Origin of the sequence: Pseudomonas sp. ML2-2023-3, from assembly GCF_037055275.1 — a bacterium.
Classification (GTDB): domain Bacteria; phylum Pseudomonadota; class Gammaproteobacteria; order Pseudomonadales; family Pseudomonadaceae; genus Aquipseudomonas.
Genome location: NZ_CP146343.1, coordinates 5,259,805 through 5,273,987 on the forward strand (window position 1 = coordinate 5,259,805; position 14,183 = coordinate 5,273,987).

A 14,183-nucleotide genomic window follows, 5' to 3' on the forward strand; every position below is an offset into this window, starting at 1 on the left:
CGGGGAGGGCCTTTTGTTTAACGCCGGGGTTTAGCCCAGGTTAACGCCAAAGTTCGAAGCCAATGGCGCCAGGCCACCCGCAAAACCCTGGCCGATAGCCTTGAACTTCCACTCTTCGCCATTGCGATACAGCTCGCCGAATACCATCGCGGTTTCGGTCGAAGCGTCTTCGCTCAGGTCAAAGCGTGCCAGCTCTTTGCCGTCTGCCTTGTTCAGAACGCGGATGTAGGCGTTCGAAACCTGGCCAAAGCTTTGTTTACGGCCATCAGCGTCGTGGATGGTGACCGCGAAAGCCAGTTTCTTGGCTTCTTGCGACAGACCCGCCAGGTTGACGTTCACTTGTTCGTCGTCGCCATCGCCAGCGCCCGAGCGGTTGTCGCCCTGGTGCACAACGTTGCCGTCCGGCGAAGTCTTGTTGTTGTAGAACACAAAGCTGCCGTCGTTCAGCACTTTGCCGCTCTCGCCAACAATGAACACCGAGGCGTCCAGGTCGAACTCCTGGCCATCAGTCACACGCGGATCCCAACCCAGGCCCACAATCACTTCGGTCAGGCCCGGAGCTTCTTTGGTCAGGGAAACGTTGCCGCCTTTACTCAGACTTACTGCCATGTTCGTGAACCCTTATATGAAAAGTTGATGGGGTGCAGATTAGAATTTCAGACCGTAGCTTTCAGCCAATGGCTTGAGGCCGCCGGCAAAACCTTGACCCACAGCGCGGAATTTCCACTCGGCGCCATTGCGATACAGCTCGGCAAAGATCATCGCGGTTTCGGTGCTGGCGTCTTCAGCCAGGTCATAACGCGCCACTTCGTTGTTGTTGTCCTGGTTCACAATGCGGATGAACGCATTGCGCACCTGACCGAAGTTCTGCCTGCGGGCATCGGCTTCGTGAATGGTCACGGTGAACGCGATACGGTCGATGTCAGCAGGCACTTTGGACAGGTCGACCTTGATCGCCTCGTCATCGCCGTCGCCTTCACCGGTACGGTTGTCGCCCGTGTGCTCAACCGAGCCGTCAACGCTTTTGAGCTGGTTGTAAAAAATGAAATCGGAGTCAGCGCGGACTTTACCGTCAGCCTTGAGCAAGAAAGCGCTCGCATCCAGGTCGAAGTCTTGACCATCGGTGGAACGAGCATCCCAGCCCAGACCCACGAGGACTTTAGTCATCCCCGGAGCTTCTTTGGAGAGGGACAGGTTGCCGCCTTTGGAAAGGGAAAGTGCCATGTGTAATTCTCCTTAATAATGTGCGATCAAGCGTTCGTGTCGTTTTTAACGTCGGATTGCTCTTCTTCCTTACCTGGAAAGATGATGCTGGCCACAATACCGATGGCCAATACCACCAACACCACTATCAGGCTGGTGTTTGGATCAATGCTGATGCCGTGGCCAAACAGGTGATCGGTTGCGTTCAGGGCCAGCTTGCCGGCGATAAAGAACAACAGCGCGATAACCGATTTTTCCAGGTGTACCAGGTAGCGTTTCAGCGCTTCGAGAACGAAGTACATGGTCCGCAGGCCCAGAATGGCGAACATCATGGCCGAGTACACGATCAGGGGTTCACGGCTCACGGCAATCACTGCCGGTACGGAGTCGAAGGCAAACAGAATGTCTGAAACTTCAACCACGACCACACACAAAAACAGTGGTGTTGCAAAAAGAGCGCCCTTGCCTACAAGGGTCATTCCCTTGTTCTGCGGCTTCGTGATCTCTTTTTCAAGCTCTGTGCGCGAAACAAAGAAATTATGTCCGTGCAGCTTTGGCCAAACCGGGAACAGTTTTTTCGCAAAACGGTAGGCAATGTGCTTGGAGTAATCCTCCTCCTCATCTTCTTCCTTGCTGCGCAGCATCATGATCGCCGTCCAGGCCACGACCACCGCAAACAGCACTTCGACCCAAGGGCCAAACGCCAGCAGACCGGTACCGATCGCCACGAAAATCAGGCGGAAGACGATGGCGCCGATGATGCCCCAGTACAGAACACGGTGACGCAGCGCGTCCGGGATCTTGAACCAGGCAAAGATCGCCATGAACACGAACAGGTTGTCGACGCTGAGGACTTTTTCCAGCGCGTAACCGGTCACGAACAGGCTGGCCACGCTTGGGCCGTGGGCGTAATACAGGTAGCCCGCAAAGGCGAGGGAGATCAGCACCCAGAACACCGACCAGACGGCGGCGTTGGTCAGCGAGACCGGTTTATCGCTTTTGTGGGTAAACAGGTCGATTGCCAGAGCAATGACCGCCAGAGCCACAAATACAGCGATGGTAGTTGGCGGAAAGCCAATTGCCGTGTTTTCCATGATGTCCTCAGAGATCAAAATCGCCAGGGTTCAACCCCAGCTCATTGCAGATAATGCGGCAAGCAGCCCGCTCACTTTCATCGAAGTTGCCGTCGGCGCTACCGATTGCGCAGCAAACACGCACCAGCAGGCGGGCGGCATCTTCTTTTTTACGCAGTTGACCAATCGACTTCAGCGCCTCGGCGCGACCGATCTGCTGATCAAACTCAAATTTTTCGCAGACGGCGTTGAAAGCCTTGATCACGTCTTTAACGTCAAAAGCCTTCAGCTCATTCGAGTTTTGAATAAACCCGACCATCTTCTGTTTTTCGTCGCTGCTGATGTTGCCATCGGCAGCCGCCACCAGTGCGCACCCGGAAACCACGGCTTCCATGAACTCACGGTTCTTGAACTTGCTGACTTCCGCCGAGAGCTTGTCACGGGCGGCAGTGGCGTTGGTTTTGAGCCATTCGAGCATTGGAGTCACCTTGTCAGAAATTGCAGGTACGGCGCCTGTTTCATCAGGCGGCCACTTACAGAGCGCTCATTTGGAACCGGCAGCCCAGCGCATGCCCCAGCCGAACGCTTTATCCATGTCGGAATGGCCCTTGAAGAACTCAACCCGACGGTTGACCTTCACGCTGCCACCGACGTTTTCCAGCAGGGCGATGGCGCACATGCCCTTGGTGCCACCCTCTTCGCTCAGGCGCACTTCGATCGGCGGCTCACCCGGAATGTACAAGGTGATAACGCCGTCTGTGGCCTGCCAGTTCGGGGCGCCTTCGTAGATAAACGCGTAAACCAGCACGCGACGCATCTTGCGCCACTCCTTGCCGTTGATACGCAACCACTCGCCGTCGCTCACAGAGCCGGTACGGTCGTCGCCCATCAACTGGATAAACGGCTCGTCACGGAAATCACCGAAGGCATTGCCCAGGGCCTGAACCGCGCCTTTGCGGCCGTTGTCCATTTCGTACAGGCAACCCACGTCCAGATCGATACCACCCGACTTGCCGCGCAACGAGGCGAAAAAGCCGCCACCGCCACCTGCATTGGGGTTGGTACGGTTCCAGTTCAGGTTGATTTTGATTTCGCCGAAGTCACCGTCCTTTTTCTCAAGGCTGATGGACGGACGCTGCTTGTCGAGCGTGATCTTCGACAGATTGATCTTGGCGGCCGGTGCCGGAGCAGGCGGTGGCGGTGCCACTGGCGTGGGCGCGGCTGCCGGTGCTGGAGCAGGAGCAGGAGCAGGAGCAGCAATATCAACGCCGAAGTGCTGAGCCAAAGGCGCCAGACCACCGGCAAAGCCCTGGGCCACGCAGCGGAATTTCCACGCGCCCTGACGGCGATAGAACTCGCCCAGGATCAACGCGGTTTCTTGCATGCCCTGGGTCGGGATCGGAGCTTCAATGCCGCCGCTCACCGATACGGTCAGTTGCGGGAAGGCATCGAACCGGGCCTTGTTCTCGTAGATGGTCGCGGTCAGGGCGACTTTCTCGATGGCCTGATCAATGGCGTCCAGATTGACACTGAACACACTGCGACCGGCCGCCGACTCGACCAGCTTGACCGCGCCATTGTTGACGCTTTGCTGGCCGAAGAAGCACATGTCGTTGTCGCCGCGCACCTTGCCCGACTCATTGAGCAGGAAGGCAGACACGTCCAGATCAGCGCCTGCCACCGGCGTGTAGCTGATGGTGACGCTCAGGCTGCCGGCAGCGACAGCAGTATTGGCGCCAGGAGTCAACGTCGTCATACACGCACCGCCTGGGCCGCATCGCTGGCCAGATCCTGTGCGGTACGGCCATTGGCCACGGTGCCGATAGCGGTCAGGTCCCAGCCAGCAGCTGTGCGGCTGATGTACGCCATGACCACGCCTGTGTGACGACCTTTGTCCGACAGGTTGAAGCGCGCCAGCTCTTTGCCGGTCAGCTCATCAACAATGCGGCAGTAGGCGTTTTCTACGGCTTCAAAGTTTTGCCCGGTGAACGAGTTCACGGTAAACACCAGGTGCTTGACCCCGGCCGGCAGCTGCTCCAGGTTGACCAGGATTGATTCGTCGTCGCCATCGCCCTCACCCGTGCGGTTATCGCCGGAGTGAACGATGGAGCCGTCGTTGGACTTGAGCTGGCGGAACCACACCAGGTCCAGCGCTTGCTTGGCACTGTCGAGCAGGATGCACGATGCATCCAGGTCGATGGCAGCATCACTGCTCAGCAGTTTGGCAAAAAAACCGCTCGGTTTTACCGGGTCCCAGCCCAGGCCCATGCGGATTTTCTTGAGACCGGTTCCAGCTTCTTTCTCGAGAGAAATGGTTTGATTCTTGGACAGCGAAATGGCCATGAAGCGTCTCCTTGTCTGCACTCAAGCACGATAGGTAATTGCTGATTATTGACACGCTTTGCTTACGCCTGGCTTACAGCCCTTCACGCAAACACACGTCAAGTGGCCGCTTACGACGCCACAGCGCGTGAAATTCGCGCCAATGTGGCTCCTGAGCGGCCCCGAGCATCTGTTCATCGCCCACGGTGTCACCCCAGGCACGTAATGTGTATTGGTCCAAAGGCCCGTATTGCGCCTCCAGCCGGATGACTTTTTGTTCACAGCGACAGTTGATACCGTCGATATCCCCCGTCAGCACGCCATCGACTGACGCCAACCGCGTTCCGATCAGGCCAATACCGAGTTTTTTGGCAAACGGTGCGAGCACCAATTCAGGGGACGCCGAGCAAATGGTGACGTTGGCGCCCTGCTCCAGCTGGTTGGCGACGGATGTTAAGCCCAAAGGCCGCATTAGGCGCTGCCACGAAACGTCACAAAATGCTTCTGCGCGCTCTTTTACCCACGCCTCTTTGGCACCTGTCAGGTAGACCGCGATGAGCTTTTCTTTAAGCGCATTACGCGAAATCCTACCCAGCAGGTAGCACGCAGTCGCCGGAATCATCCGGAACAAGCGCATCGCGAACAGCCGATTGCCAAAGGCAAAGCGCAAAAACGGCACAAACGTGTCGTGATAGGTCAACGTGCCATCGAAATCGAACGCTGACAGAACCTGCTTGCCTTTAACCGGTGTATTCAAAACGTCGTTCAACCCACTAATTCAGCCAATCTAAGGCTGCCTCCAAAAGTGTCTGACGAGCTGGCAATTTCGGGGCGAACCCCCTGCCAATGCGCTCGCTCAATAATTTTTTGCGCCCATTTGTAATGGGTCGCAGGCTCGCACATGGCGTCGTTGAACTTGAACACCGCAGGCGCCGCCTCACTCAGTATTTGGCGTGCACTGTTGAGATCTTCAAGGCTGACTTGCAGCGCCCTGTGGATAACTGCAATTTGCGACGGGTGGATAGCGGTTTTACCCACAAGCCCGTGGGCCATATCCAGCGCCAGCTCTTGCTCCAGCAAGTGCGGTGTATTCAGTTGCTCGAACACCGGTGCGGTCAGGGCAAAACCTGCAGAGCCCATGATCCCGCACAACATGGGAATCACATAGCTCATGGGCGTGCTGTAAAGGGTCATGGCCGGGTGACGGCGCAACCCCAGGCAGCCCATCAGGTCGTTACCACCAATGCGTAACGCAATAATACGCCCCGGCAATTGTTCCAGCAGGGCGCTGCGCAGCTCAACCATCGCATCGGGAACAAAGACTTCCGGGGTTTCCAGGGTGGGCATGAGCATCAGGTCGTCGCGGGTCACCGCCTGCTGCCACTCGCGGATATTGCCCAGGCTCAGCTTGGGCACCACAAAACCGTCAACATGGCGCATCAGCGACCATTCATTGAGGACCGCTGCCATCGCCGCGTCCCGTGGCCGTACAAACAGGATAGGACCGACGGACGGACGACCGCCTCGCGCTTCGATCCCCAGCAGCAGGTTTTTGAGGTTGTTCAGCCCCTGCTGCACGTCGGTTTCGGCCACAGCGTCTTCCAGGCACACCACCAGCGAGCGCAAACCCTGGATCTTCTCGCCCAGCACCACCTCCAGAATGTCGGGGCGGGTAGCCGGCATATAAAGTGTGGCGCCCAAGGCATAGGCTGAATGCTTGATCATCAGCGAACACTCCTGATTACGGTCACAGCGCGATACGGCCCCAATTCATCACCGACCTCCTGGACCTCGATGTTGGCCTGGCGCGTAAGGTGCAGGAGCAATTGCACGTCCTGATCGTCACGGTTGCGCACCAGTACGTGGTCCGGCACACGGCGCATCACGGCGCGGGTTGCCTCGGCGATACCCGGTTTGACTCGATTGGGGTTGGTCACCGCAAACCGGGTCGAGATACGTTCGACCGCAGCGACAGCCGAGTGTTGCAACGCTGCGGCCTGCTCCGCTGTCCAGGGTTGCGCACTCGCCTGGGGGGCAAGCAGCGCACGCTCGGCTTCGATGCTGTGGATAAAACTCATGGTCACGTCGTGTTCCGCCAAATGGTCATACACCACGCAGCCATGCAGGCCCGGGTCTTGTGGCCAGATGGAACGGGAAACCAGCCCCGACACCGTGGCGCCCAGAATGCCCGACGGAATCAGCCAGTCTTCAGCCGATGCCGCCAGCCAGGCGCGACCACAGGGATCGGCCAGGACCACCAGTCGCGGATCTGGCGGAAAACGCGAATCCCCGGCCAGGCTGTCGCGGATCTGGCCGCTGATCGCGCCCTTGCCGGTCCAGCCATCGACAAACACGATGTTCTCGGCACCGTGGGTCTTGATGATAGCTTCGAGTGCGACGTTGTCGATTCCACGGTCACGAATAATGCTGACCCCGTAATGCGCCGCCTCACGGCCCAGATCGAGCAGCGCCCGGCGCAGCAACACACCCAGCGGCAAACCGGCCCGCACAAACGACACCAGCGCAATCGTCGGGCCGCTGTAGCGTTCATTCAACGCCAGCGCCAGCGCCTGCACATCAGCCGCCATGCGGGCGCCGTTCTGTGCCAGGGCCAGCTGATAGAGGCTTTTATGGGTGTCTGACGGCGCATGTTCCTGGCTGATCATTTCGGAGTAATGACGCTGCCGGGTCTGGATCAGCCGCTCTTTTTCCTGCACGTCGGTAACTTCGATCTGCAAGGTACGCAGTAAAAAGTGCACGTCATCAGCGTCATAGCTGCCACTGCCGACAGTCTCCAGACCTGCAAAAGCATTACTCATGGTCAACGCTCGCCAGCACATGACTGGCCAGCTGGCCACGCTTGGGCGTGCCCCACCAGTCGCATTCGGCCATAAAGCCCAGGTCCGACACACTGTCGCCAAAGCCCAACAACGGGCGCTTGCCGTTGATCGCCTGATCGCGGCGGATCCACTCGCGTACCGCTTCACGCTTTTGCAAGGCCTGGGGCAGGAACGCCAGATTATTGCCATTGCCGTGCACATACAGCCCGTCGAGCAAGCCCCGCGCCCTGACCTCGGCCAGCACGATGAGCAGCGCTTCGTCGGTTTCGTTGTTGTGCTTGGTGACGACGTAGTTGGCCAGCCCCTGCTCTTCGACTACCCAGCCACGCAACGAGAACCCCAGCTCTGCGCCAATGGCCAGGGTTTGCTCGCTCAGCTGGTGCAGACGGGTTTGCTCAAGTGCCAGCGCCTCGCACATCCGTGCATGCCAATCCAGGTCCAGCGAGCCATCCGGGTTGAGGATGACCCCGCCGTGGACACAGACCGCACCGTGGACGAAGGGCAATTGCACCCGCTGATAGGCTTCGATGCTGCGCGCGGTCACCGGGACCACGTCGCTGGTCGCCAGCAACCATTCAACAAAGCTCTTCTGGGTGGCGCTCATGAAGCCGTTGGGCTGGCCGTCCACGTCCAGCGTGGCCGCAAAACGGGGCTCATCGCCCATTTTGCGGGCGGTTTGAAACAGGGTGTCGTCCAGATCAACGAACACCAGAGGGCGATTACTGCTCATCAACGATTACCTGCGCATTCAATGCGCTGACCAGCGCCGGGTCGACGGCAGCTGCCGGGGTTTCGCTGCAAATCAGCACCCGGTCAAACTGGCCGGGGGCGACGTTATAAAGAAAGTTGGGGATGCCCAGGCCGTAGTTGTCAGAGAACGACAACGCATGGTCGATGCAATGGCCCAAGGCAATTGGCGAACGGCTGGTGGAGCTGAAGCGCACATCGGCCCCCGCCCGCTCAAGTCGCTCGGCCAGCAGGAACGGGCGCCAGACAAACTCACTGGTGCCAATCACCAGCACCCGCTCACCGGGCGCCACTTGCACATCGGGCGCCAGCGTATCGAGGTGCTCACGCACACCCATGCGGCCCCAGTCGCGGTCTGGATCGAGGGCCCAGTCGCCTTGGGCCACACTGCCCACTTCGGGCATTTCGGGCAGTTCTGCGGCAGGATCTTCGGCGAATGTGTAGCGACCGTCGAGCAAAGAGACGCTCGTGACGTGATCGCCCATTGCCTTGCGCACCGCATCCTGAGACCAGTCGGTCAGGGTCGCGGTGACAATCCGCTCGATGGAATCCAGTCCCGCTTCAGCCAGCGCCCGGGACAAGTTGATAAAGGTATTGCCGGTCGACGCTTCGTCGTCCACCAGCACCAGCGAGCGGGCACTGAGCATCATTTCGCGGGTGCGCGCATCTTGCGGCAGGTGCAGCAGGTGCGAACTGGCGTGGCTGTGCTCTTCTTCAAAGCGGGCAAACAGCTCGCTGCCCGTGGGGTGGCGACTGCTGCACAGGTACACGCTGTCATTGCGTGTCTGGCTCAACGCACGGTGTACGCCTGCCCCCAGACCGACGGCCGTTTCGGCCATGCCGATCACCAGCACAGGGCCGGGCAAGTCAGCGGGGATCTTGCTGGCCAGTGCATTGAAGCTTTCAGCCATCAGTGAGGGACGGGCCGGGATATGGCGACCCAGCACGCGGGAAACAAACAAAAAAGCCCGTTTTGGATTGCGCCGCTCGGCGAAATCGAAAAGTGCCTGTGGATCAAAGGTCGATGCATTGACCTGTACCTCCAGACGACCGCGCTTGAGGTTTGCATGCAAAACCTTGGGATCGGTCACGGGGTTAGCGCTATTCATCAACATTTACTACCTGGAAATACTTAAAAAGTGGGGGACGATCAGCGAGTCGATCACTTAAAACAAGCGAAAAATGGTTACCGCACAAGTCAACTCAACCCAGCAGCGAATTCCCGCGAACCGGAACCACGACGGTGATCGCCTTGACCTGAACATCTTCGCGCCAGACGCTGCCCGGAACGGGCATGCCAAGACGGCGAGCGGCAAAAATCCCGGGCAGATTCACACCCGCTTCACGGGTATAGCCAATGCCACCGGAGTAACGCAGATTGATCTCCAGCAAGTGCGGCTGGCCTGCGGCATCATCGCGGGTTTGCACATTGACGATGCCGTCGCACTTGAAGTGCCGCGCCGCCTTGATCGCCAGCCCGACCGCTGCACCCTCGCGCTCGAACGTCTGCATCAGGCCCTGTTTGCGTCGTGCGACATGGGCCACGACCTCGCCAGCTTCGCACACCATGTCCACCGAACACTCGCTGCCGGGCATGTAGGGCATGACCAGCAACGGCTTGGGGGCAGCTGATTGGCCGTAGGCCTGGGCAAATACCTGGGCGTTGACTTCATGGGCATCGGCGTTGGCAAAGCTGCGAAACGGATCCACGTCATCGGCCAGGCGCCAAAAGCCCTGACCGTAAATGCCGCGAGTCGGTTTTACACACACCTGACCGTCACGGGCGAGTTGGGCATAGGCCTCTTGCAACTCGGCGCGGGTGCTCACGGTAATCGCCGGGATACACGCCAACCCTGCTGCCAGGGCCTCGCGAGTGAACGCAGACTTGTCGTCCACCCGTTCAAAGGTGTCCAGATCCAGAGCCCCGGTCACCAATTGCAGTCCGGCAGACTCGAACGCGGCCCGGTGAGCCTCATAAACCTGCCCGATACGCCCGGCCAGCACGACCTTGATCTGATGGGCCCGTGCCTGTTCGATCACCCAGTCGATGCGCTCTTGATTGTCCTGCGGCTCGCTCCAGGCGACATCCGCCAACCCGGTAATTTCAGGGCGATTTTGTCGGTGCGAGGCATAAATCCGCACGTCATCGGGCAGCGCCGCCCGGGCACCTGCAATCACGTCGCGCTGGCTGGACTGCCCTTCAAGAAACCAGATCATGAACATCCCTTGGTACGGATAAACGCGGGAGTCTAGCGCAAGGGTGTAACCGACGCCCTCAGTCATTATGGGGAGCCCGTGTAACCAAATATGAAAATTATTAACCAACTAGTTCATAATGTGCGGCATCGTGTCGCGCCCTGTTCGCCGGCACTTCATTCGAAGGAGCTTCTGTAGATGTTTTTCTCTTCCCGCGCCCTGCTGAACACCAGCTTGTGCAGCGGCTTGTCATTGCTGGCCCTGACGCCTGCCTGCGTACTGGCCGACACCACCGACAACCTGATGAACCGTTCGACCCTGACCGGCGACTGGGGCGGCGAGCGCCAGAAGTTGATGGATAAAGGCGTCAAACTGACCGGTGACTACAACTCCGAAACCTTTTCCAACCTGCATGGCGGGATCAAGCACGGCACCCGTTATTCGCAGCAAGTGCGTATCGGCGCCCAGTTCGACCTGAGCAAGCTGCTCGGCACCGCCGATGCTGGCCTGGTGCAAATCACCGTCAATGATCGTCGCGGCCACAGCGCCTCTGAAGATCTGGTAGGCAACCGCCTGCCGATCCAGGAAAACGCTGGCGGCAACTACACCCGTCTGTCTGAGTTCAGCTACCAGCGCACCCTGTTTTCCGAAGACCTGACCACCAAGCTGGGCTTCATGCCGATGGGCAATGATTTTGGCGGCATGCCGTTGCTGACCAGCTTCGTCAACGCCGGTTTTTGCGCACACCCGCTGACCCAGTCCAACGGCAGTGGCTGGACCAACTACCCGACCGGTCACTGGGGTGGCGAATTGCGCTACACCGTAAGCCCGGCACTGACCCTGCAAACCGCTGTCTTCCAGGTCAACCCCGAGTACAACAGCCGCTCCTCGGAAGCCTTCAGCATGACCACCAAAGGCACGACGGGGGCGATCATGCCGCTGGAGGCGATTTTCACCCACGACGCCTGGCTCAATGGCCAATACAAAGTGGGCTGGTACTACGACACCTCCAACACCCGCAAAATTGGCAGCACGCAAAAAGCCAACAACCGTACCGGTGCTTACGTGCTGGTCGACCAGGCCATCTGGCGTGACGAGCAAGACCCCGAAAGCGTGTTGCGCGCCTTTGGCCAGGCGGCCCGCAGCAATGCCGCGACCTCGCCGATGAGCCACTGGTACTCGGTGGGTCTGGTCAAGCAAAAGCCATTTGCCAGCCGTCCTAAAGACAGCATCGCCTTCGCCTATGGTCGCGCCGTGTTCAACTCGCGCTCACGGGATGTACAAGAAGCGGCTGCCAGCAGCCCTGAGCAAGCCGACATGATTGCCAGCCTGGACAGCGGCGAGCAGTTGCTTGAACTGAACTATGGCGCACAAGTCACGCCGTGGCTGCTGTTGCGTCCCGACCTGCAGTACATCATCGAACCCGGTGCGTTCTATGGCGCCAGCCGCAGCAATGCCCTGGTCGCGGGATTGCAGGTCAAAGCGACGTTCTGACGGCTTGGGTTTATTGTGGGAGCGGGCTTGCTCGCGATGCTATCACGGCGGTTTTGCAGTCAGACCGCGGCGATACCATCGCGAGCAAGCCCGCTCCCACAGGGATGTGTGGTTGGCCTGCCAGCTTTCACAATTTGTTAAGAACTCCCCTCCTATACTCCAGCGCAGTATTCCATTCGATGACTGCCTGGTAGCCCAATGCGCCTGACTCGCCCCGCTCTACTGTTATTACTGCTCGGTTGCGTGCTGTTCTTCTTTGCACTGGGCAATCACCAATTGCAGGGGTCGACCGAGTCCAGGGTGGCGGGTATCGCCATGCAGATGCACTTGAGCGACGACTGGGTGACACCCCACCTGCTCAACGAACCCTTCCTGGAAAAACCACCGCTCAGCCTGTGGCTGGACGCTGGCGCCATCCGCGTGTTCGGCGCCCAGCTATTCGCCGTGCGACTGGCATCGGCCTTTGCCGGATTGTTTTGTGTGATGTTGCTGTACGTCATGCTGCGCAAACTCGCACGCCCCACGGCACTGGCCTGGACAGCAGCAGCGATGCTGGCAACGATGGGCATTTTCTGGGGTAACACCCGTCAAGTAGGCGAAGATGCGCTGCTCACTCTGGGTGTGACCATGGCCTTGCTGGCGTTTTTCTATGCCAGCCGCCAGCTGCGTTTTGCCTGGGGCCCCTGGCTGTTGTTTGCCGCCGGGATTGCCATTGCCACCCTGAGTAAAGGCGTGTTGGGCCTGGCGCTGCCGGGGATCGTGATTTTTACCTATCTGGTGTGTGAAAGCCTGATAGAGAAACGCTTCGTCCTGCGCAATTGGCTACGCCCGGGGTTGCTGACTCTGCTCGGGCTAATCCCGCTGTTCATCTGGCTGTGCGTGCTCTACCAGCGCGGCGGAATGCAGGCGGTCAGCGAACTGTTGTGGACCAACAGCGTGGGTCGCTTCAGTGGGTCGTTTGTCGAGGCCGGGCATTACGAACCGTTTTACTACTACCTGCGAAAACTGCCCGAAGCCTTTTTACCGTGGAACCTGCTGACTTATCTGGGCCTGTGGCACTTTCGCAAACAACTGCGAAGCAATCCGTTCCTGCTGTTTTTCTGCGTGTGGCTGGTGGCGCAATTTGCGCTGCTCAACTTCGCCTCCAGCAAGCGTGCGGTGTACATGATGTCGATGGCACCCGCAGCCGCCGTGATTGCCGCGCAATACGCCCAGGTGATTGTGGACTGGCTGCGCAAAAAAAGTCCGGTGTCGGCCACGGCCAGGTTCCTCAGCGACTACCACCGGCCACTGGCTGCCGCACTGCTGGCGGGCCTGGTAGCCGCCTACCTGCTGGCAGCGCACCGGGCACCCCTTGCCGATAAGGAAGAGTCATTCCAGCCTCTGGCGGCCTACGTCATGGATCTGCAAGCCCGCGGTAAACAGGTGGCGCTCCTCAGGCCCGACGAGCGCCTGGGTGCCGTGGTGTTTTACAGCCAGCAATTGCAACACACGCTCAACTCAACAGCAGAACTGCAGGCGTTTCTCAGTGCATCGCCCGAGCATATCGCCCTGGTGGAAAAGCCCGAGGTACCGGGGATGAACCTGAGCATCCTGGACGAGGTCAGTGTAGGGCGGCACCACTTCTACTTTGTCAGCCAAGCCGCTCCCGCCCCATAAACTTGATCCCGGGCAACAGAACGGCATATGACGTGGCCGATCACGGTGTATTGGCTACGCTCCTTGGGCGATTCCCAGTCAAGGAGCCTGTCATGACCATTGGTATTTCCAGCAAAACCCTGAGCGACTACGACGCTCACCTGGCCTTCAACACGGCCACCGCATTTTTACGCACATCTGATCTGGCCAATTACCTGATTGATCAGCTTGAGCAGCAACATGTGAAGGTCAGCATTGAAGTCAGTACCGACCCGGCACTGGCCAATCAGGATGTGTCTAACAACGGCTCGATTGTCTGGAACCTGCACAGCAGCGAGTCCCCCAGCCCCAACCTGCCCGACGTGGCAGCCCTGCTGGGTCGCATCCCCGCGCAGCAAAAGCCCTACATCACAAGCCAGTGGTGGCTGATGCATCTGCTCGCCCTCGCCTGCCAGCAATTGAACAGTCAGCTCAACTTCAGGGATGCGGATGCGACCTGGCCGTGGCTCGATGAAAAAGTGCTCAGCGCCAGCGATATTGAACAGGTGGTGGCACGGGAACTCAGCGACCTGCCTTTACCCGACGAGCAAAACTGGAACCGCCTGCTGAACCGCGCATGACATGAAAAAGCCCGGCACATGTCCGGGCTTTGCGTGTTGCTTGAAGGGGG

Annotated in this window: 15 protein-coding genes; 3 read left to right on the top strand and 12 right to left on the bottom strand. The window is 59.0% G+C overall.

The window, feature by feature from the left end; translation table 11 throughout:
* Positions 1-30: 30 nt before the first annotated feature.
* The 12 genes from V6P94_RS24280 to V6P94_RS24335 all read right to left on the bottom strand — a co-directional run bounded on the left by V6P94_RS24280 (position 31) and on the right by V6P94_RS24335 (position 10,402).
* Positions 31-609 carry a TerD family protein gene (locus V6P94_RS24280; protein WP_133078839.1) on the bottom strand — a complete coding sequence of 193 codons (579 nt, stop codon included), beginning with the start codon at positions 607-609 and terminating at the stop codon, positions 31-33.
* A 39-nt stretch (positions 610-648) separates the two neighbouring features.
* On the bottom strand, positions 649-1,224 hold the full coding sequence (locus V6P94_RS24285) for a TerD family protein (RefSeq protein WP_133078838.1): 576 nt from the start codon (positions 1,222-1,224) through the stop codon (positions 649-651).
* Positions 1,225-1,250: 26 nt separating this feature from the next.
* Entirely contained in the window at positions 1,251-2,297 is a 1,047-nt protein-coding gene (locus V6P94_RS24290; RefSeq protein WP_133078837.1) for a TerC/Alx family metal homeostasis membrane protein, read from the bottom strand.
* A 7-nt stretch (positions 2,298-2,304) separates the two neighbouring features.
* Entirely contained in the window at positions 2,305-2,754 is a 450-nt protein-coding gene (locus V6P94_RS24295) for a tellurite resistance TerB family protein (protein ID WP_133078836.1), read from the bottom strand.
* A 66-nt stretch (positions 2,755-2,820) separates the two neighbouring features.
* The gene (locus V6P94_RS24300) at positions 2,821-4,032 is read right to left on the bottom strand and encodes a TerD family protein (protein ID WP_338648838.1); all 1,212 of its coding nucleotides are present in this window, start codon (positions 4,030-4,032) and stop codon (positions 2,821-2,823) included.
* Positions 4,029-4,619 carry a TerD family protein gene (locus V6P94_RS24305; protein ID WP_133078834.1) on the bottom strand — a complete coding sequence of 197 codons (591 nt, stop codon included), beginning with the start codon at positions 4,617-4,619 and terminating at the stop codon, positions 4,029-4,031. Before V6P94_RS24305 ends, V6P94_RS24300 begins: the two co-directional genes overlap by 4 nt.
* Before the next feature lie 73 nt (positions 4,620-4,692).
* Complete coding sequence (locus V6P94_RS24310) at positions 4,693-5,367, bottom strand: HAD-IB family hydrolase (RefSeq protein ID WP_133078833.1); 675 nt, start codon at positions 5,365-5,367, stop codon at positions 4,693-4,695.
* Positions 5,364-6,323 (bottom strand): HpcH/HpaI aldolase/citrate lyase family protein, encoded by a 960-nt coding sequence (locus tag V6P94_RS24315; RefSeq protein ID WP_133078832.1) that lies wholly within the window; start codon positions 6,321-6,323, stop codon positions 5,364-5,366. The genes V6P94_RS24310 and V6P94_RS24315 overlap by 4 nt, the downstream gene beginning before the upstream one ends.
* The gene (locus V6P94_RS24320; RefSeq protein ID WP_133078831.1) at positions 6,323-7,417 is read right to left on the bottom strand and encodes a cysteine protease StiP family protein; all 1,095 of its coding nucleotides are present in this window, start codon (positions 7,415-7,417) and stop codon (positions 6,323-6,325) included. The genes V6P94_RS24315 and V6P94_RS24320 overlap by 1 nt, the downstream gene beginning before the upstream one ends.
* The gene (locus V6P94_RS24325; protein ID WP_133078830.1) at positions 7,410-8,168 is read right to left on the bottom strand and encodes a trehalose phosphatase; all 759 of its coding nucleotides are present in this window, start codon (positions 8,166-8,168) and stop codon (positions 7,410-7,412) included. Before V6P94_RS24325 ends, V6P94_RS24320 begins: the two co-directional genes overlap by 8 nt.
* The gene (locus V6P94_RS24330) at positions 8,158-9,294 is read right to left on the bottom strand and encodes a phosphoribosyltransferase domain-containing protein (protein ID WP_133078829.1); all 1,137 of its coding nucleotides are present in this window, start codon (positions 9,292-9,294) and stop codon (positions 8,158-8,160) included. Before V6P94_RS24330 ends, V6P94_RS24325 begins: the two co-directional genes overlap by 11 nt.
* Before the next feature lie 94 nt (positions 9,295-9,388).
* Positions 9,389-10,402: an ATP-grasp domain-containing protein gene (locus tag V6P94_RS24335; protein ID WP_219262372.1), complete on the bottom strand. Its 1,014-nt coding sequence runs from the start codon at positions 10,400-10,402 to the stop codon at positions 9,389-9,391.
* 177 nt (positions 10,403-10,579) lie between these two features.
* Between V6P94_RS24335 and V6P94_RS24340 the strand changes: the two genes are divergently transcribed.
* The 3 genes from V6P94_RS24340 (at position 10,580) to V6P94_RS24350 (ending at position 14,133) form a co-directional block, all read left to right on the top strand.
* The gene (locus V6P94_RS24340) at positions 10,580-11,875 is read left to right on the top strand and encodes a carbohydrate porin (protein WP_219262371.1); all 1,296 of its coding nucleotides are present in this window, start codon (positions 10,580-10,582) and stop codon (positions 11,873-11,875) included.
* A gap of 198 nt (positions 11,876-12,073) precedes the next feature.
* Positions 12,074-13,534, top strand: a complete 1,461-nt coding sequence (locus tag V6P94_RS24345; RefSeq protein WP_133078826.1) for a glycosyltransferase family 39 protein — start codon at positions 12,074-12,076, stop codon at positions 13,532-13,534.
* A gap of 92 nt (positions 13,535-13,626) precedes the next feature.
* Positions 13,627-14,133, top strand: coding sequence for a hypothetical protein (locus V6P94_RS24350; RefSeq protein WP_133078825.1), 507 nt, complete (start codon positions 13,627-13,629; stop codon positions 14,131-14,133).
* The last annotated feature ends 50 nt before the right edge of the window (positions 14,134-14,183 follow it).

Coding starts and splice junctions, on each gene's coding strand:
- V6P94_RS24335 (WP_219262372.1), bottom strand. CDS start 10,402: ATGATCTGGTTTCTTGAAGGGCAGTCCAGCCAGCGCGACGTGATTGCA.
- V6P94_RS24300 (WP_338648838.1), bottom strand. CDS start 4,032: ATGACGACGTTGACTCCTGGCGCCAATACTGCTGTCGCTGCCGGCAGC.
- V6P94_RS24350 (WP_133078825.1), top strand. CDS start 13,627: ATGACCATTGGTATTTCCAGCAAAACCCTGAGCGACTACGACGCTCAC.
- V6P94_RS24340 (WP_219262371.1), top strand. CDS start 10,580: ATGTTTTTCTCTTCCCGCGCCCTGCTGAACACCAGCTTGTGCAGCGGC.
- V6P94_RS24315 (WP_133078832.1), bottom strand. CDS start 6,323: ATGATCAAGCATTCAGCCTATGCCTTGGGCGCCACACTTTATATGCCG.
- V6P94_RS24295 (WP_133078836.1), bottom strand. CDS start 2,754: ATGCTCGAATGGCTCAAAACCAACGCCACTGCCGCCCGTGACAAGCTC.
- V6P94_RS24330 (WP_133078829.1), bottom strand. CDS start 9,294: ATGAATAGCGCTAACCCCGTGACCGATCCCAAGGTTTTGCATGCAAAC.
- V6P94_RS24280 (WP_133078839.1), bottom strand. CDS start 609: ATGGCAGTAAGTCTGAGTAAAGGCGGCAACGTTTCCCTGACCAAAGAA.
- V6P94_RS24290 (WP_133078837.1), bottom strand. CDS start 2,297: ATGGAAAACACGGCAATTGGCTTTCCGCCAACTACCATCGCTGTATTT.
- V6P94_RS24285 (WP_133078838.1), bottom strand. CDS start 1,224: ATGGCACTTTCCCTTTCCAAAGGCGGCAACCTGTCCCTCTCCAAAGAA.
- V6P94_RS24345 (WP_133078826.1), top strand. CDS start 12,074: ATGCGCCTGACTCGCCCCGCTCTACTGTTATTACTGCTCGGTTGCGTG.
- V6P94_RS24320 (WP_133078831.1), bottom strand. CDS start 7,417: ATGAGTAATGCTTTTGCAGGTCTGGAGACTGTCGGCAGTGGCAGCTAT.
- V6P94_RS24325 (WP_133078830.1), bottom strand. CDS start 8,168: ATGAGCAGTAATCGCCCTCTGGTGTTCGTTGATCTGGACGACACCCTG.
- V6P94_RS24305 (WP_133078834.1), bottom strand. CDS start 4,619: ATGGCCATTTCGCTGTCCAAGAATCAAACCATTTCTCTCGAGAAAGAA.